The 18051-nt window shown below is 42.2% G+C and carries 19 protein-coding genes; 10 read left to right on the top strand and 9 right to left on the bottom strand.

Translation table 11 applies throughout. The features are described 5' to 3' along the window. The 3 genes from V7K85_RS32505 to V7K85_RS32495 all read left to right on the top strand — a co-directional run. Nucleotides 1–345, top strand: a 345-nt coding sequence (locus V7K85_RS32505) for a tachylectin-related carbohydrate-binding protein (RefSeq protein WP_334820230.1), incomplete at its 5' end; no start/stop codon positions are given. A gap of 319 nt (nt 346–664) precedes the next feature. Beyond that, on the top strand, nt 665–1315 hold the full coding sequence (locus V7K85_RS32500; RefSeq protein ID WP_334820228.1) for a Uma2 family endonuclease: 651 nt from the start codon (nt 665–667) through the stop codon (nt 1313–1315). Between the two features lie 324 nt (nt 1316–1639). Beyond that, the gene (locus tag V7K85_RS32495; RefSeq protein WP_334820226.1) at nt 1640–2032 is read left to right on the top strand and encodes a nuclease A inhibitor family protein; all 393 of its coding nucleotides are present in this window, start codon (nt 1640–1642) and stop codon (nt 2030–2032) included. Between the two features lie 79 nt (nt 2033–2111). Here V7K85_RS32495 and V7K85_RS32490 read toward each other — a convergent pair whose 3' ends face one another. Both V7K85_RS32490 and V7K85_RS32485 read right to left on the bottom strand, forming a co-directional pair. Beyond that, entirely contained in the window at nt 2112–2951 is an 840-nt protein-coding gene (locus V7K85_RS32490) for a DNA/RNA non-specific endonuclease (RefSeq protein ID WP_334820224.1), read from the bottom strand. A 564-nt stretch (nt 2952–3515) separates the two neighbouring features. Further along, entirely contained in the window at nt 3516–4022 is a 507-nt protein-coding gene (locus V7K85_RS32485; protein ID WP_334820222.1) for a DUF6174 domain-containing protein, read from the bottom strand. 214 nt (nt 4023–4236) lie between these two features. On the opposite strand from V7K85_RS32485, the gene V7K85_RS32480 reads away from it, so the two are divergent. Further along, complete coding sequence (locus tag V7K85_RS32480; RefSeq protein WP_334820220.1) at nt 4237–4422, top strand: DDE transposase family protein; 186 nt, start codon at nt 4237–4239, stop codon at nt 4420–4422. 315 nt (nt 4423–4737) lie between these two features. Here the strand turns inward: V7K85_RS32480 and ctpC are convergent, their stop codons facing one another. Both ctpC and ispG read right to left on the bottom strand, forming a co-directional pair. Beyond that, nucleotides 4738–6021: a carboxyl-terminal processing protease CtpC gene (ctpC, locus tag V7K85_RS32475; protein WP_334820218.1), complete on the bottom strand. Its 1284-nt coding sequence runs from the start codon at nt 6019–6021 to the stop codon at nt 4738–4740. 319 nt (nt 6022–6340) lie between these two features. Next, nucleotides 6341–7567: a (E)-4-hydroxy-3-methylbut-2-enyl-diphosphate synthase gene (ispG, locus tag V7K85_RS32470; protein WP_334820216.1), complete on the bottom strand. Its 1227-nt coding sequence runs from the start codon at nt 7565–7567 to the stop codon at nt 6341–6343. Nucleotides 7568–7817: 250 nt separating this feature from the next. Between ispG and V7K85_RS32465 the strand changes: the two genes are divergently transcribed. The 3 genes from V7K85_RS32465 to V7K85_RS32455 all read left to right on the top strand — a co-directional run bounded on the left by V7K85_RS32465 (nt 7818) and on the right by V7K85_RS32455 (nt 10542). Beyond that, nucleotides 7818–8816, top strand: coding sequence for a phosphotransferase enzyme family protein (locus V7K85_RS32465; protein WP_334820214.1), 999 nt, complete (start codon nt 7818–7820; stop codon nt 8814–8816). Nucleotides 8817–8946: 130 nt separating this feature from the next. Then, entirely contained in the window at nt 8947–9165 is a 219-nt protein-coding gene (locus V7K85_RS32460; protein WP_334820212.1) for a hypothetical protein, read from the top strand. Nucleotides 9166–9504: 339 nt separating this feature from the next. Continuing rightward, nucleotides 9505–10542 (top strand): isochorismatase, encoded by a 1038-nt coding sequence (locus V7K85_RS32455; protein WP_334820210.1) that lies wholly within the window; start codon nt 9505–9507, stop codon nt 10540–10542. 120 nt (nt 10543–10662) lie between these two features. Here V7K85_RS32455 and V7K85_RS32450 read toward each other — a convergent pair whose 3' ends face one another. After that, complete coding sequence (locus V7K85_RS32450; RefSeq protein WP_334820208.1) at nt 10663–11577, bottom strand: LysM peptidoglycan-binding domain-containing M23 family metallopeptidase; 915 nt, start codon at nt 11575–11577, stop codon at nt 10663–10665. 213 nt (nt 11578–11790) lie between these two features. Here V7K85_RS32450 and V7K85_RS32445 point away from each other — a divergent pair, with 213 nt between their 5' ends. Next, nucleotides 11791–12999, top strand: coding sequence for an HhoA/HhoB/HtrA family serine endopeptidase (locus tag V7K85_RS32445; RefSeq protein WP_334820206.1), 1209 nt, complete (start codon nt 11791–11793; stop codon nt 12997–12999). Nucleotides 13000–13042: 43 nt separating this feature from the next. Here V7K85_RS32445 and V7K85_RS32440 read toward each other — a convergent pair whose 3' ends face one another. Then, entirely contained in the window at nt 13043–13390 is a 348-nt protein-coding gene (locus tag V7K85_RS32440; protein ID WP_334820204.1) for a DUF760 domain-containing protein, read from the bottom strand. Nucleotides 13391–13646: 256 nt separating this feature from the next. Here V7K85_RS32440 and V7K85_RS32435 point away from each other — a divergent pair, with 256 nt between their 5' ends. Beyond that, on the top strand, nt 13647–13772 hold the full coding sequence (locus V7K85_RS32435) for a hypothetical protein (RefSeq protein WP_334820202.1): 126 nt from the start codon (nt 13647–13649) through the stop codon (nt 13770–13772). Nucleotides 13773–13831: 59 nt separating this feature from the next. On the opposite strand, the gene scpB is transcribed toward V7K85_RS32435, so the two are convergent. Together scpB and ispD are read right to left on the bottom strand one after the other, a co-directional pair. Next, entirely contained in the window at nt 13832–14374 is a 543-nt protein-coding gene (gene scpB, locus V7K85_RS32430) for an SMC-Scp complex subunit ScpB (protein WP_334820201.1), read from the bottom strand. Nucleotides 14375–14549: 175 nt separating this feature from the next. Then, nucleotides 14550–15233, bottom strand: a complete 684-nt coding sequence (gene ispD, locus V7K85_RS32425; RefSeq protein ID WP_334820200.1) for a 2-C-methyl-D-erythritol 4-phosphate cytidylyltransferase — start codon at nt 15231–15233, stop codon at nt 14550–14552. Nucleotides 15234–15302: 69 nt separating this feature from the next. On the opposite strand from ispD, the gene V7K85_RS32420 reads away from it, so the two are divergent. Continuing rightward, on the top strand, nt 15303–16262 hold the full coding sequence (locus V7K85_RS32420) for a glycosyltransferase family 9 protein (RefSeq protein WP_334820199.1): 960 nt from the start codon (nt 15303–15305) through the stop codon (nt 16260–16262). 574 nt (nt 16263–16836) lie between these two features. Here V7K85_RS32420 and V7K85_RS32415 read toward each other — a convergent pair. Next, nucleotides 16837–17307 carry a CRR6 family NdhI maturation factor gene (locus V7K85_RS32415; RefSeq protein WP_334820239.1) on the bottom strand — a complete coding sequence of 157 codons (471 nt, stop codon included), beginning with the start codon at nt 17305–17307 and terminating at the stop codon, nt 16837–16839. Nucleotides 17308–18051 lie beyond the last annotated feature (744 nt).

Here is an 18051-nt window from a genome sequence, read left to right as displayed (position 1 = left end):
AGTTGGAACGAGTACCAGAGAGTTTTTTCGGGTGGAGCGGGAATTCTCTTCGCTTTGAGACCTGACGGCCAACTGTCATACTACAGCTACAGCGGACTGCCAAATCTCAACAACTTTGGAAACGGCGGTGGCGAGACACTCATCTCCGGTAGTTGGAACGAGTACCAGAGAGTTTTTTCGGGTGGAGCGGGAATTCTCTTCGCTTTGAGACCTGACGGCCAACTGTCATACTACAGCTACAGCGGGCTGCCAAATCTCAACAACTTTGAAAACGGCGGTAGCGAGATACTCATCTCCGGTGGTTGGAACGAGTACAAAGATATCTTCCACAGGCAAGCAGAGTAAGTTCCGGGAGACTTTAGTTATTAGCCTCAGATTCATTCTGAGGCGGTTATTGGGAATGGTGGAAGATATCACGTAATAACCTAATCAGCATTTAGCTTCCAAATTAAAGCATGAATTAGCATACTTATTCTGGCTCCTGAGTCTCTTATTTGAGAAGAACACACATCAATCATGCCTTATACATTATTTGCTAGTAAGGTGCGATCGCTCCTTGCTTTTTATATCTCTCGTAAAAAGCTCGATAGTCCAAAATTATTCCTTGCTACGATAGTTACATCTTGGCTTTTACAATCTAAACATGAAATTTCAATGGTAAGTAATGGTAACACTTCAATTGCAGCAATTAAGTGTTCCGCCGGGACATAGAGTAATACTTCACGATGTTAGCTGGCAAGAATTTGAGGCGATTTTAGAAGAACTTGGCGACCATCGAGCCTCTCGATTAGCTTATAGCCAAGGAACTTTGGAGATGAGAATGCCATTACCGAAGCATGAGAAAGCCAAAGTCATCATTGGGGATTTAGTGAAAATTCTCCTAGAGGAGTTAGAGATTGACTGTGAAACATTTGGCTCAACCACCTTTAAACGTGAAGATATGGCTTTTGGTGTAGAGCCTGAAGACTCTTTCTACATTCAAAATCATGCTCAAATGATTGGTAAAGAGCGAATAGACTTGACGGTTGAACCGCCACCTGATTTGGCAATTGAAGTTGATATTACTTCCAAAACTCAACTCGATGCTTACGAAGCATTAGGAGTTCTTGAACTGTGGCGATATGAAGATGGCAAGCTACAAATTAATATTCTTCAGGATAACAAATACATTGAGTCTGAAATTAGTTCTACTTTTCCCAATTTGCCCATTGTTGAAGTAATTCCCCGGTTTGTCGAACAGAGCCGAACTTTAGGTAGAAGCCCAACGCTGAGAGCATTTCGTCAATGGGTAAGAAAGCAAATCAACCCAATTTAACGTAATCTCTGCTCTTTTAATAACCCCTATTCCCAAGCTGCATCAACTTCTTCAAGGGACGGAACTGCTTCACGAGTGTAGTCTATAGCCAAATCAAATCCGGCGCGTTGGCGCAGCCCGCCGTAGGCATCGCAAATATAAATTTACTTACGAATTTTACTCGACACAATTTCAATTCTATGTAATTTATACATTATTTGCTAGTAAGCTGCGATCGCTCTGGCGTTACTTTCTTCCACTAGAAATACAATAGTATCTGTTTCGGCTTCCTACCTTGCTGCTAGCTGAATGATACAGTATGAGCGTTGCTAGAAACTGATAACTATGAGCGGCGAGATTGTTGAAAAACTGAAGGAAGCTAGTACTGGTTTGTTAATGATGAGCGAGTCGGATTACCCTTTCGAGGTTGTTCAGTGGGAAGGTGCTGCACCTGCAACACAGGAGAAAATATTACAGCTAACAGGTTCTCAAGACCTGCCAGTAGAAGTAGTAGACTTGGACTATCTCTTTCGTAATTGTGCATTTGAGCAAGAGTGGCACAATGAATTACAGAAAAAAGATGTTAAAAAATTTCAAACACTTGTTCAGACGCTTAAAGATAATCTTAGTGACATCAGCGTTTATCGTATTGGACAAATAAATATTGACGCTTACATCATCGGACAAACTAAAGATGGTGACTTAGCTGGGGTAGTAACAAAACTGGTTGAAACCTAGTAAGCAGTTTGGAAATTTCTCTAAATAAAAGCCTAGCCATCTGTGCGGCTAGGCTTTCTCGTTTTTAAAATTATCCCACTTATAAATTATCAACTTGCGCTTCTATTACAGACTGAATAGATGTTGGAACTTGTGAGAGAAAATTGTATCCAGTTAGGGATTCTAATGAGTCAACGCTAACTCGATAGTTTCTCCAATCCGCTGTTCGCACCCCTTGAATGTTGGGAATATTGACACTAATGACTCTTGTGCTGGATGTCACGCCAGCAACGCCTGAACCTGGAATATCCAGTACAACAATAATTTTCCAAGTTCTATTAGGGACTTGAACCCGTCCACTAGCTATTGTATAAAATCTTCGGTTAAATCCGGTACCGCCCATCCCATATCCACCAGATATGATGTAGAGTTCTTTACCCTGTCCTACTAAAGTTCTGGCATAATCCTCTAAGTTTGCCCAAATCCCCTGATTGTTATCTGGGGCTTGAGCAATCATGTTGCTCATCAAAAAGGTGGCAAAATTATTGGTAACACTACTAGTTCTGTCAGCACTAGGTGTCATGTGACCACGATCAAAGCCACTTCCGCTAAAATCGGTAGATTGAACTTGATAGCATCCAAAAGGAAGTGTTGTATCAGCCCGAAAAGTATCTTGCCTTGGTGTGCTACCTAACCAACTACTATTCAACTGCCAAGACACCCAATTTGGTCTACCTATTCCGCAATTGTAACCAATTACATACTGTGGTTTTACTAGCAAGTAGTTATTTAGGCTGGAAGTTCCAGCGTTGCTGGGGTTGCCAAGGGTTAGGTGAACACTTACAGATGACTGGGCTGGTACGATCTGTGCCAACCCAATTATGAATAAAACTACCGCCACAAATGGCAGTAAAAACTTGAAAATCTTGATTTTTTTCATGTTTTTGTACTTTTGATTACAAAAACAGTCTCGAAGTTTTCCACTTAAATATCAAGCATTCAGTGATACAAAAATAAATATTTTTGTAATGGTAAATATGTAGTGAGACAATAGCCGTAAATCTTTGTTCGGTAAGAGTTAACAATCAATAAATCACTACTTTGGTGACGAGCGATGTCTACGACGGGCTACGCCTACGCTCAAAATTTCGCATCTCTACACCAACTTTATACATCTAATCAGCAACGCCAATCTTTTTGCTTAGAGGAAATTTAATTGATGGGATAAATCAGGGCGATCGCCTTTTCTCTGAGACATTCACACAGCAGCACATACAAACTTGAACGCCAGCAGTTAATAGACCTCTTGCAAAAGTCAAAAAATCAGGAATGTCATTCTGTTCGCGTAGCGTTTCCGCAGGCTAAGGAATGCAGTGGAGAGAAAAATATTATTAGATATTTCGCTCTACTTAACATAACAATTAAAGCATTTATGCAAGAGGTCTAATGATTAAGGTAATTGTATATATTGCCTTAATATCTAATTTTCTGGTTCCAGCGGCGGCTATTTAATTACCTTAAAATTCTCAATTGTGAGATATTTTTCTTCATCAGCTATCTGACTGTCGTAATCGATATTAATTTTGGTTGGATAGCCGAATCTAGCACTATATTCCACATTCAGGCTGAAGGCTTTACGGTTAATAGCATCTTGAATCACATTAAACAGCTTAGGAATTGTGTTGTAGCTTTGAAAGAAATCTGGATTAACTGGTTTACCTGTAGCTACAGAAGTGACGGAAGTTGTTTGACCATTACGTACTTTAATGACTACTGGGCCTCTAGCATCCTCTATACAAAAGCAACTATTGCTCAATGTATATTCATAGTTGGAAATATTTCGCTGATTCCAGAAACGGCGATTAAATTCTAATCGCTTTTCTAATCGCTTTAAATTCCAGTTATTACTCGCTGGCGATTGTGCTATCTCTATGGGAGATTTGGACATTACTGGTAGGTTCAGACCCAAAGATAGCAATAATCCGGCACTGATAATGATAGGTAAACGCATAACAATCCATTGAATACTAAAAGTATTATATCCTACATTGTAACTTCATAATGTAATATACTAAGATTTCCAACATCTGGCTAATGGCGCTTTGGGCGGGTTTCCCGACTTGTAGCGACTGCCGTCTCAACACCGAATCAAAAATTCCGGTGTGAGGCTTCTTCCTGTTTCAGGTAAAATTCTTACTGTAAAAAACAAAGTTTTTATTTCAAGTATGAATAAATCACAAAGTTGGTATATTGTCAAACATTCTGCTGGTAATTGCGAAATTGTCCCCAGCGACAAAGTTGAAGACGATAATCTAAAGATTATAGAACAGTGGGGGCCTTTTAGTTCGCAAGAAGAAGCGATCGCTCGGCGTGTCGGACTTATTAGGGCTGCAAAGTGCCAACCAGTTTAAGTTAGGAATTAGGAGTTAGAAGTACCCCTTTCAAGGTGCGTAAAAATTCTCTAAAATAAATTCCTCTATAACCTATAACCTCTGTGTTCTTTGTGGACTCTGTAGTTAAATAAATTACTTTTTAACCGCAGAGGCACAGAGGAGGGCAGTTGCGTGGGCGGGTTTACGACTTGAGCAAACTGCCCGTAGCGCAAAGAGAAAAAAGAGATTTTGTGACTCACCTTGAAAGGGCTAGCAGTTAGAAGTTATGAGTTGACAATGATCGTTTTTATTCCTAACTGCTGACTATTCACTCCTAACTTTATTCCTAACTGTTCATTTTTCTGCCGTGGGCGTGCCCTTAGTAGGAATTTTTTTACCTATGACTTCCACTGCTTTAGCAAATTGGGGGTCTGCTAAAGTAGCAAGTTTCTCACGTCCATGTAGCCACAACTCCTGCATCTGCGCTTTGGTCAAATCCACCTTCACATCTGGCTCAATGCCTTTATGATTGATATCTGTACCATTGGGAGTATAGTAATGAGCAATTGTCACTGCCAATCCTGAACCATCTTCCAGGGGACGCACCGATTGCACCAGTCCCTTACCAAAGGTTTGAGTACCAACCAAAGTAGCACGCTTATTATCCTGCAAAGCGCCTGAGAGGATTTCACTTGCACTGGCTGAACCTTTATCTACCAGCACCACCAACGGTTTATTTGTCAAGGCTCGTCCATTTGCCTCTTCCTTTTCTCCCTCTCCTTGGCGTTCAACGGTGGAGACAATCTTACCTTTATCTATCCACATCCGGGCAATATCCACACTGGAGAAGAGTAAGCCGCCGGGATTACCACGCAGATCCAGAATATATCCAGCCACCTGTTTGCTTTCTAAATTTTTGATGGCGGTTTGCATTTCTTTACCAGCATTGGCGCTGAACTGGTTCAAGCGAATGTACCCAAGGTTACCTGCTGGAGTTTGCTTCTGGGAAAACTTAACTGGATGGATTGAAATCCGCTCCCGTTTGATGTCAAACTCTTTTGTCTGACTGTCGCGCCTAATTGTTAGGCTGACTTGCGTTCCTGCTTCACCCCTAATCAAGGATACTGCCTGATTAGTATCCATCCCCTTGGTGTTTTTGCCGTTGATTTTGAGGATAACATCTTTCGCTAAAATACCAGCTTTAAAGGCTGGTGTATCTTCGATTGGCGCAATTACAACCAGTTGCTTCGTTTTTTCATCCTGACTAATCGTGATCCCAATACCTATTAGTTCTCCAGAGGTGTCCACTTGCATATTCTTGAATTCCTCTGGGTCCATAAATCGGGTGTATGGGTCTTCTAGCTTTTTGAGCATTTCCCGAATGGACTTATACGCTTCCTGCGGATTACTGTAGGACTTGCTTAAGTACTCCTTACGAACAGCCTGCCAATCTAACTGATTAAAAGTACCATCTACATATTGGCGCTGAACAATTTGCCAAACTTCATCTACCAATTCTTTGGGACTTGCTTTAAATAAAGCCTGACCTCGCGAGTGAATGCCAAGGCTAGTAACAGCGATCGTGGAGAGTGTCACTGCCGTAGCACCCAAAACAAGCCTACTTTTTGTAATCACCATAATGACAGCTGCGTCAGAGGAAAAATATATAGTCAGTATGCTCAATCTAACACAAGCTACCACTGTAAAGACCGGGCATGTATTCCTAATTAAAACAAAACACTTGACAATCACGCAACCTTAGTGGTGAGAAATACAAAGTTTTTGGGCATGGGGCATTGGGGAGCCACTGCGTTGGGGAGCCAGCGCGGTCTTGGGGGTTTCCCCCATGAGCGACTGGCGTCCGATGCCGACTTAAAGCAAGTGGCGTCATTGGTTATTCTCCTTTTTTCCCTTGCCCCCTTCATCTCCCCCTGCTTCCCCTGCTCCTCTGCCCTGTTTAAGGTTCTACCCAGCGTCCATCTGCCTTAATCAGGTTAATTAATTCCTCTACACCTTTATCTTCTGAGACTTTTTTAATTTCTTCTCTGCCACGATATAAAGAAATGTAACCAGGTGTTTTGCCAACATAACCATAGTCGGCATCTGCCATTTCTCCAGGTCCATTGACAATACAACCCATAACTGCTACATCAAGACCCGTTAAGTGTTTAGTAGCTTCCCGGACTTTGTGCAGCACTTCCTCTAGATTAAACAAAGTGCGTCCACAAGAAGGACAAGCGACGTATTCCACCATCGTTTTTCGCAATCCCAAAGCTTGGAGAATGCTGTAGCAGACGGGAATTTCTTTTTCTGGTGCTTCTGTAAGTGAGACGCGAATTGTATCGCCAATGCCATCAGCAAGTAAGGTAGCAATACCAGCCGTGGATTTAATTCGCCCGTATTCGCCATCACCGGCTTCCGTAACGCCTAAATGTAGCGGATAATCCATACCCAGTTGATCCATGCGCTTGGCAATCAGGCGATAGGCGGCTAGCATCACTGGTACTCGTGAGGCCTTCATGGAAATAACCAAATTGTGGAAATCCAAAGATTCACAGATGCGAATAAATTCTATAGCAGATTCCACCATGCCTTCTGGGGTGTCACCGTAAGTAAATAGCATCCTTTCAGCGAGGGAACCGTGATTTACCCCAATTCGCATCGATTTTCCTTGATCTCGCAAAGAAACTACCAGAGGTTCTAAGGTTTCGCGGATTTTATCGCCAATTTCGTCAAATTCCGTTTTAGTATACTCGGTTCGATTGACGTTTGGCTTTTCAAAGACATACAAGCCAGGATTAATCCGCACTTTTTCTATATGCTTGGAGACTTCCAGAGCGATTTTTAGCCCATTGTGATGGACATCAGCCACAACGGGCACGTCTTGGTAAGTTTTAATTAGTTTTTGTTTAATTTCTGCTAAAGCTTTAGCATGAGCCATACTCGGCACTGTGACACGGACAATTTCGCAGCCAATTTCGTGCAGACGACGAATAGCAGCCACGGAACCATCAATATCAAGAGTGTCTTCGTTAATCATTGACTGCACCACAACGGGGTAGCCGCCCCCAATGGTGACATCTCCCACTTTTACAGGACGGGTTTTACGCCGCTTGATAGTTGTATCAAAAGTGGGTTGATCTAGTGTGGTATTGGAAGTTGTAAGAGTCGGCAGAGTTTGCATAACCCTATCAGGTAAATTTGCTGTAGCTAAAATATCAGATTTGATAAATCTCTGTTTCCCAGATTGCCACAGCTAGTGGCTCTTTTGGTCATTAGATAGAAAAAAAATGGAGAATGAGACAGGCAACGAAATAAAGAGCAATTGAGAGGTTTTGCTTATTTGTAAAGATATGCTGCTTAAAAATTCTTCTAACTGAATAGCGATCGCTCTATTACTGAGTTATCAATATTACTATTATCATAGTAATTCTATGACCCAACCTGCAATACCTGTAATTCACTCAATTTCTGATGGTGCAGCTTTAATTACTACTGTACTCTGTGAGTATCCAATTCCTAAACATCATAGCTGTAAATTATACAAGCGAGGTCTAAACGATACTTATCTAGTGACAACCGAGAGAGAAAACTATATTTTGCGGGTTTATCGGCGTGGCTGGAGGAATAAAGAAGAAATTGATTTTGAACTGGAATTACTAGTATTTTTGCATGAGCAAAAACAGCTATTTGCATACCCTATTGCTAGAAATGACGGTATTTTTACCACAGAAATTTTAGCACCTGAAGGTGTGCGTTATGCAGTTCTATTTACCTACGCACCTGGACGCGCAGTTAATCATAATCTTGATGGTAAACAAAGTTATATCTTAGGAGAAGTGCTGGCAAATATTCATCAAGCACTAGACATATTAAAAAATAATTTTAATCGCCCTGCCTTGAACAATGAATATTTGCTCGATTGGTCAATGAAAGGAATTACATCTCTCTACCAACATCGAAAACATCACATTAATTATCTTCAACAAGAAATAGATAAAATCAAAAGCCAACTTAGATTAATTAAACTCCCTTTATCACAGCCTGAGTATGGAATTTGTGTTGGCGATGTGCATTCAGGTAATGCCCATTTTACTGAACGAAATGAACCGACTTTATTTGACTTTGATCAGTGCGGCTATGGCTGGCGTGCTTTTGATATTGGGAAGTTCTGGCAAGTAGCACTGAAGATGAACATAGATATTGCGGTTATAAATAGTTTTATTGAAGGTTATCAAACAATTCGCCAATTAAGTGAAGTTGAACTGGCAGCAATTCCTGTGTTTGTGAAAGCTGCTCATATTTGGGTTATGGGAATCAGCACAAATGTAGTTGGCGATGTTTTGCCTTATGGTTGGTTTACAGATGAGTGGTTAGATCAACAGTTGGCGATGTTGCGAAGTTTGGATGAGAACGATAACTTCGTTCAGTAGATCACAAACTTTTGGAAACTGACGCAATCATGAGGGTTTCAGGCAAAATATACTATTAAGGAAGGAAGATGAGGAGCGATCGCACATCCCACCAGCTAAATTAGACTTATCACCAAATTCTTTGACGCCCATGCTAGAAAAAACATCTATATTCCAGAAAGCCATAGAAGCAGTAGAAGCGTTAGCTCCAGCAGATCAGGCTATTCTTGTAGATATTATCCAAAAGCGCCTCAAACAACAGCGACGGGATGACTTATTAAAAGAAATCACACAAGCAGAGAGTGATTATGCTCAAGGTAATGTCCGGCGTGGTTCAGTTACAGATTTGATGGCGGAGTTAGACGAGTGAAAAATTTTGTTTGGAGTCCGACTTTTATTCGTGCTTTTAAGCGTGTAGTTGAGAAAAATCCTGAGTTACGTTCTCAAATTGAGCAAGTATTATAACAAATCGCTGAAGACCCTTTTCAAATCAGTTTACGTAGTCACAAACTAAAAGGTGATTCATCGGGTAAATACTCATGTTCAATTGATTATCGTAATCGGATTTTATTTAAATTTGTTACAAATTCTGAATCAGCAAAAGAGAAATTTTGTTGTTAACTTTAGGTTCCCACGATGACGTTTACTAAGTAAAGCATTATATTGAACTGAGGCAAGCTTAATAATTACAACATAAGTGCAGAATTATATGAATATCCAAACAACAACCCAACTACCCATTCCCACACATTTTAACCTTCAAGAAGTGGGCGAAGTTTGGCGCGTACCTTACCAAGAACGTGCCGTCGATGCGGAAATCTGGGCAAAACAACACGATATCAAACCTGCCTCTTTAGACAAAACCCGCATTTGCTTACTATTAATTGATGTTCAAAACACCTTCTGCATCCCAGGATTTGAATTATTTGTAGGTGGAAAATCTGGCACTGGGGCGGTAGATGATAATCGGCGATTGAGTGAATTTATCTATCGCAATTTGGGAGTAATCACGAAAATTGTACCCACTCTCGACACACACAAAGCAACGCAAATTTTCCATCCTATTTTTTGGGTGAATGCCGTCGGAGAACATCCTACCCCAGCAGCTACTAGCATCACTTCTAGAGATATCGAACAAGGTATCTGGAAAGTTAACCCAGCAGTTGCTGACAGTGTTACTAATGGCAATTATGAACTATTAGAAAAACATGCTTACTATTACGTTAAGCAACTAAGTCAAGACGGTAAATATCCCCTCATTATTTGGCCTTATCATTCTATGTTGGGTGGTATTGGTCATGCTTTAGTTCCATCGCTAGAAGAAGCGATATTTTTCCACTGCATTGCGCGTCAGAGTCAGACACAATTTGAAATCAAAGGCGAGAATCCCTTAACAGAAAACTATTCCATCTTACGTCCAGAAGTGTTGGAAGATTTTGAGCAACGTCCACTTGCTCAAAAGAATAGCAGTTTAATTCAGCAACTTTTAGAATTTGATGCAGTAATTATTGGTGGTCAAGCTAAAAGTCACTGTGTTGCCTGGACAATCGACGATTTATTAACAGAAATTAAACAGGTAGATGCTGCCCTTGCTAAAAAAGTTTATCTGCTAGAAGATTGCACTTCTCCTGTTGTTGTTCCCGGTGTTGTGGACTACACAGAACAGGCAGATGCGGCGTTTGCAAGATTTGCAGAAGCAGGAATGCACATCATAAAATCTAGCGAACCCATAGCATCCTTTTTTTAACGCAAAGGATCGCAAAAGTTCCATAGAGGAACACAAAGATTTCCTTTGCTATCCTTTGCGCTTTCCTCTGTGTCCCTACTCTACGGAAAGGCGAAGCACGTATACGTTTCAAAACAAGCTTCATTTCTTCAAATAACCCTTGGGATCTTGGGCTACCCAACCCAGAGATGAGCTAGAACGCATTTCAAAATGGAGATGGGGTTGACTGGAACTTGGTTTTCCACTAGTGCCTACCGTTCCCAGTAAGTCTCCTTTTTTCACTTGCTGACCGACAGTAACTTTGATATTGTCAAGTTGGGCGTAGCGACTTTGGAGTCCGCCACTGTGGTTAATAATGACCAACTTGCCATAGGAACCTTGGTCGTTGGCAAAGGCTACAGTTCCAGGTGCGATCGCTAGCACATTAGTACCCACTGCTGCTAATAAATCAACACCACTATGAAAGAAAACTTCACTTGTAGCAGGATTAATTTGCCAGCCGTAAGGTAATGCTACAGTTGCTACTTGTGCCAAGGGATATCCAGACAGGGATGCACGCTTTGGCATTCCTGTATCAGTAGGTAAAGGGGACTTAGTTACAACACCATTAGGCGACCAATTTACCCCCGGAACAAACACGATTCTGGGGTCTTGTTGGCAGCCATTCACCTCAAAAAGGCTATCAGCACGAACTTTGTATTTTGCCGCCACTTGTCGCCAAGTTTCACCGCGAGGCACTTCGACTACAACCCCATTGTAGGGAGGAATTTGAAGTACACTACCAACGGCAGCGTAGGTGTCGCCCGCCGCAGGCATCGCACCGTTCTGCAAAGCTGGATTCATGCCGATAATAGTTGTAGGTATGAGATTGTAGCGCTGCGCTATGCTTTCCAAAGTTTCGCCACGAACAACTTTATGGCGTTGGAAGCGAGATAAAGCTGGAGTTGGGCAACCACCCACAGCAGCGTTGGCACTATTGGTGTTTAGTAGTATGGATACTAGACCCAAGGCGCTAATTAAGCTACAGAGAAACAGTTGACGAAAAGGTAAAGTCATGTATCCACGTCAAGAGCGCATTAACTTTAGATTTTAAATGGGAAGACTGGGGAGTGGGGGGATCAGGGAGCAGGGGAGGCAGGGGAAGAAGAACTATTGATTATTAACCAATGCCCAATGCCTAATTCCTCATAAATTGATCTGTCCACTTGCCGTTAGCTTGACTACACTTAGAAATTAGCAACTGCATTGCTGTCCTTGAGCAAAACGATTATGAAGTTATCCTTAAAGCAACTGGCGGTTTATGTGTTTTTACTGGTGATCGGCGGTGGTGCAGGTTTGTTTGGCAGTCTCTATCTCCTGCCACAAAATCGTTCGTTCCAACAGTTAAGAAATGTAACAATGGCTTTGCCTCCAGAATCCGTAGTTCCAAATGCTTCTAACGGAGCGATTGGGGCTACTGGGGGTAATAATGTGAATTTTATTGCGACGGCAGTGCAAAAAGTTGGCCCGGCTGTGGTGCGAATTAATGCAACTCGCAAAGTCGCCAATCCTATCTCTGACGCATTGAAAAATCCCCTCTTGCGGCGATTCTTTGGAGAGGATGAGCAACCAATTCCCCAAGAACGGATTGAGCGCGGTACAGGATCGGGATTTATTTTGAGCGAAGATGGAGAATTGCTCACCAATGCTCATGTAGTAGCAGATACAGATACAGTACAAGTCACCCTTAAGGATGGTCGGAGTTTAGAGGGGAAGGTGGTAGGAGCTGATTCTGTGACAGATGTGGCAGTGGTGAAAATAAAAGCGAATCATTTACCAACTGTGAAACTGGGCAATTCCCAAAACTTAATACCAGGAGAATGGGCGATCGCTATTGGCAATCCTCTGGGTTTAGATAATACTGTCACTATTGGTATCATCAGCGCTACGGATCGCACCAGCACTCAAGTTGGTGTCCCAGATAAGCGAGTCAGCTTTCTCCAAACTGATGCCGCAATTAACCCAGGTAATTCCGGTGGCCCCTTGTTAAACGCCCAAGGCGAAGTGATTGGTATTAACACTGCCATCCGCGCTGATGCTCAAGGACTTGGTTTCGCCATCCCTATTGAAACCGCTGCCCGCGTCGCCAATGAACTTTTTACCAAAGGGCATGCGGAACATCCCTTTTTGGGTATTGAAATGGCAGACCTTTCTCCCATCAGAAAACAGCAGATTAATCAAGAAAATCAGCTCAACATTCAGCAGGAAGCTGGGATTGTGATTCAAGAAGTCACAGATGATTCCCCAGCCAAGCGTGCAGGACTGCTTCCTGGAGACGTGATTCAAAAAGTTAACGGTAAACCAGTCAAAACCTCAGCCCAAGTTCAGAAGCTGGTAGAGTCCAGCCATGTTGGGGACATTTTACCGATTGAAGTCAACCGCAGCGGTAAAATTCAAACCTTCAAAGTACAATCAGGAGCTTATCCTGAAAGGAAGTAGTCAATAGTCAATAGTCCTAGAATCTTTGACTACTGACTATTGATTATTGACCATTAGACAAATGCTCCAACTGCATTCTTTGTTCCATCTGGCGCAGAAAATACCCCGTCATCATGGCTGACGCTAGAAGCCCAGCTAAGTTCTCCCGATCTGTTGTAATTTGCACGTTAAAATTTTCAGCCGGGAGCATTCCCACTAGCCCTTGGACATTTTGCGAGATGATTTGTCTAATTTCGGGGCTGGCGGACTGAGCGACCCTCGCTAAAACATCAGGAGACTGATGCTGTAGATATTTGAGTAACTGATTGGGGTATTCCTCAGAGTGATCCGAAAGAAGTTGATTAGGGTGTTCCTCAGAGTTGTCATTCAAAAAGTCAGGATTAAACACCATTGGCAGTTTTATTTAGCTTAATTGCTAACTCTACTCTAAACCATAGTACAAGGGTAGCGCATTCACCACGGGTATAAGCCGTCAAGAACAGAGGGGATTGGGCATGGTTATTCTCCCTTGTTTGTCTTGTCTCTCTTGTCCCTACTCCCCAATCCCTAGTCCCTACCCCTTTTCTATCACTCTCATCAAATAAAAATCAGAAACCTTTATTTTTAAGAGGATTTGATGAATCTTAGGTGTAGGTTGGGTTAAGGCAATGCGTTACCAACAAAACCAGCGATTATTGGTGTTGGGTTTCGTTGCTCAAACGCCACTTGCTTCTCCTAAGGAGACGCTACGCGTAGCTTGCTCCTCCGTAGGAGTACAAGTCGGGAAACCGTAAGGGCGCAGTGGCTCCCCAACCTACAAATATTTTTATTTTTTCAGAGTAATAAAAGAGCGCTACTCCCTACTCCCCAGTCCCTTTAGTTCTAGTTCTAGTTCTAGTTGTTCTTCCTTTTGGCTGGTGGAAAGTATTTGCGGGAGTTGTTCGATTTGGAAATACTGATGAAATTTTGGGGTTACTTGGAGTGAGTAGGAGCGAGAATCGTTGTCTCGGCGCTTGCGGATGAAACCAAGTTCGACAAGTTCTGGAACGTGCTGATATACTCCTGAACCGCGAAGGTTAATCAAATCGCTCTGGAGTATGGGACTATTGAGGGCGATCGCGGCCAAAGTCCGCAATGCACCTACACCCAATTCTACTGGTATCATAGTTTGCACCAAATCATGAAAGTCAGACCGTAGTTGCAAACTGTAACCATCTGGGGTTTCTATTACCTCTAGGGCGCTATCTCGGTGGGCATAGTTGTCCATCAGTTCAATTATGCCTTCTTTGACAGTGGCGCGATCGCACGCGGCATACTCGGCGATTTCGCCGAGCGACAAGGGTTTACCTTTTAAATAGAGAATTGCTTCTATCTTCGTCGCTGTGGCTGTAATCATTTAGTCATTAGTCATTGGTCACTAGTCATTGGTCATTAGCAGATGATAATTAACAATCAATAAGTGTGTGACATTATATCCTAAATTGTCAAAATATTTTTTGACAGTCTCAAATTGGGGGATTAGCATTGGGGATTGGTTATCCCCCTGCTTAAGAACAGCCTGTTCATTTTCCTCAAAGGCCTCTACTTGTGAGAATAAATTCTGCGATCGCTAAATCTTGTGGAGTAGTCACTTTTAAATTTGTCTCCTCTCCCTCGACAATTCGCACTTTCTGGCCGCATCTTTCAAATAAAGCGGCGTCGTCAGTTACTTCCCAACCTTGACGGACACCTTCAGCATGGCACTGTTTCAACAACTTTACATCAAATCCTTGGGGAGTTTGTGCCGCCCACAGTTGTCGTCTGTCGGGTGTTTTTTGAATTATGCCTTGTTCATCGACAACTTTGATCGTGTCTTTGACGGGTACACCAGCAATTAAACCGGGACAGTGGCGAATGGCCTCGGCACAAGAGTTAAATAAATCTGGTGTGGCCAGGCATCTGGCTCCATCATGAATCAACACTTGTTCTGCGGCTACTGGCAGCCCCTGCAAGCCATTGTAAACAGATTCTTGGCGGGTGGAGCCACCTTGAATTAATTCCACTGGTTTAGTCAGTTTCAAATTGGTGAGAATTGCTTTCAAGTCAGACCAGTCCGCAGGTTGAGAAATAATCCCGATCCAAGTGATTGTACTGGCGGCTTCTGCGGCTAATAGAGTCCAAGCAATAATTGGTTGCGATCGCACTACTAGCAGGAGTTTATTGCGGTTACTCCCCATTCTTTTTCCGATTCCCGCAGCTGGAATTAGTAAATACACAGAATTCCTCAATCTTTAAGCTATATATTTTCCCCTAAAATAGGGAGCGAGTAAGCGTCAATAAATATTATGCGAGTAGTAGCCCTTGTACCTGGCGGAATTGGCGACCAAATTCTCTTCTTTCCGACTCTAGATGACCTGAAGCGCAATTACCCTAACGCTCAGATAGATGTCGTTGTTGAACCCCGGTCAAAGGCTGCCTACCGAGTGAGCAAGTCAGTTCACGAGGTGCTGAACTTTGATTTTAAAGACCGTAACAGTCTGGCAGATTGGGGTAACTTGGTGGGCACAATTCGCGATCGCGAATACGATGTTGCCATTGCTGTTAAGCAAAATTGGTTGGTGGGTCTTTTACTCTGGTTGACGGGAATTCCCATACGCATTGGCTACCAAGGCAAAGGATCGGTTTTTCTGACCCACGCTGTGCCATTCAAACCATCTCAGTATGCGGCGGAAGTATATCACGATTTGCTGCAACCATTGAGTATAAAAACCCCTGTCCCAGAGTTAGCAGTAAATGTGCCAAAATCAGATATTGAGTGGGCACAAAAGGAACAAAAACGCTTAGGGGTGCATGAAACAGGCTATATCTTGATTCATGGCGGTTCTGGCCAGCTATCCCAGGCTAAAGAACTGGATAAAATCTACCCTGTCGAAAAGTGGCATCAAATTATTCAAGCCTTCCAACATAAACAGCCGGATCTGCCTGTGGTGGTTATTAAGGGACTTGACGATCAGCAGTTTGTGCGATCGCTTCTGGAGTCTTCTCCAGATATCAAGGTGACTGCCCCAGATGATATTGGTAAGTTAACTGCCATAATTGCTGGGGCAAATTTGATGTTGTCTACTGATAGTGGGGCACTACAACTGAGTGTTGCAGTCCAAACTTATACCATTGCCCTATTTGGGCCCAGCGATCCAGCTAAGTTGTTGCCGAAAAACGAGAAATTCCTGGCCATTGAATCCCCCACGGGAAAAACGGCGGATGTTTCACCAAACGCAGTTTTGGAAAAAATTTGGGGTGGCTAAACCAGCAGTTTTCCCAAACGGAGATACCTAGAACAGAGAATAAGCCTTAAAACCTCTCTCTTTACAGGAGAGAGGTGAAAATATATTGCATACAAATGAAAAGCTCCATAATTTATCACTTAGCCGTTGTCACAAATCGGGAACGGCTCTTAGTTTTTCTTTAGACATATTGAGCTATTCCGGTGCGTTACCCTATCACTAATACACCCTAAAAAATTGTATTTTTTAATTGGAAGTACCTTAACTTATATCAATTTGAAAAATGATTGTCAGAGATGAAGGTTTCAAAGCGATTACCAGTAACTCTTTCCCAATCTAAAATCCCAAATCCAAAATAGTATTAATTAGAAGCAGGCAATAAATGTCCAACTTGCCATATACGTTCCAATAAATATACTTTTCATTCCAAAACCCTTACTTTATTTAGCTTGTTTGATTACAAAAGTGCCTTTTCATGATCTTGCGAACTCCTGAAAGCGCTGTGAGAAATTGGTATAAAATATTGCCTTAGTTTTTACCTATACAGCAAACAGTTTTCTATTAACAGCATATTTGCTGTTGTCCCCTTAGCTATTTAAAATATTTCAAAAAAAGCATCATCTAATTCATAACCCAGGATTTGAGCCATAGACTTCAGCCGCGAGAGGCTGGGGATGCCCTGCTGTTTGAGCCAATCACCTAAAATAAAGATTTTGTGCATCAAAAATATTTCTAAGGCTTCAGGATTGTACTGAATGCCTTCTTGGGAACTGAACTGATGTGGTACAAGCATGGCGGCATAACGAGCAAACTCTCCAGCTTTCCAATCTAGTAAAAATGGCAACCAAGGGTATTTGGCATCTAGGCGCACAAACCACAGCCGCACCTCTGGAATTTCTGAGAGTTCCCGTGGATCGCCAGGTTCGAGATTGTAATTGAGATCAAAGCGTAGCCGCTGTTCATGGGATGCGGCCCCATCTTGCAGCAGTTGTTCAATCACCGTTGACGCAGGCGACAGATCCAGATTGTTAATGAAGTCATTATTGAGTGCGATCGCAATTGTCATTGATTCAGCAGCCACTTTTTTGATGCTCAACTGTAGGATCGAGAATCTACAGTAGCAGCTTTCAGGGATTGACGCTACATTAACCTTTACAGGACTTACGCAAAATCATGAAAAAACGAACCGCAAAGGACGCAAAGGACACAAAGGAATAAGGTTTCAGAGAGTTATTGCGTAAGTCCTACTTTAGTAGCACAAAGTCTGATTCACCAATCAATTAGTATTTACCGATGCTTTTTTGCTGATAATTGATCAACCGATACAAGTCTGATCTGATCAAACTTATTTGATACTTTTGCTGAGTTTTCACTGGTTCTAACAAATATACATCTAGTTGCTAGCCTTTATATTAGCCGCTGGCGATACCTGCGGCGGGCTACACCTACGCAATTCACCTACACCGGATTTGGCTACACTTAAATATTACTTTTATTATTACAAGAATTACTTATATTTAAAGAAAAATTGCTACACCATTAACATGCTATGTGATTATAATCAGCCTATTTGGGAAAAGCAACGCCTGTCCCAAGGTAGACATTTACAGCAATTTTAAGTTAAAGTTGTAATGAGTTTGTTTTAGATGAAGGTCTGAGAAAGTAGCAGTCAACAAGCAAAAAATCATTATCGCAACTTGCGACTTCCGCAGCATCAAAAGCCAAAACACAAGTGCAGGAAAAAGAGCGATGTGCAATATCATTGCATATATTAAATACCCAAAAAACGTTGAAATGGGAAAATTCCCTT

It is taken from the genome of Nostoc sp. (genome assembly GCF_036917615.1).
Taxonomy (GTDB): domain Bacteria; phylum Cyanobacteriota; class Cyanobacteriia; order Cyanobacteriales; family Nostocaceae; genus Nostoc.
Note: the sequence above shows the minus strand (reverse complement) of the source record. Positions and strands in the feature narration are given on the sequence as shown.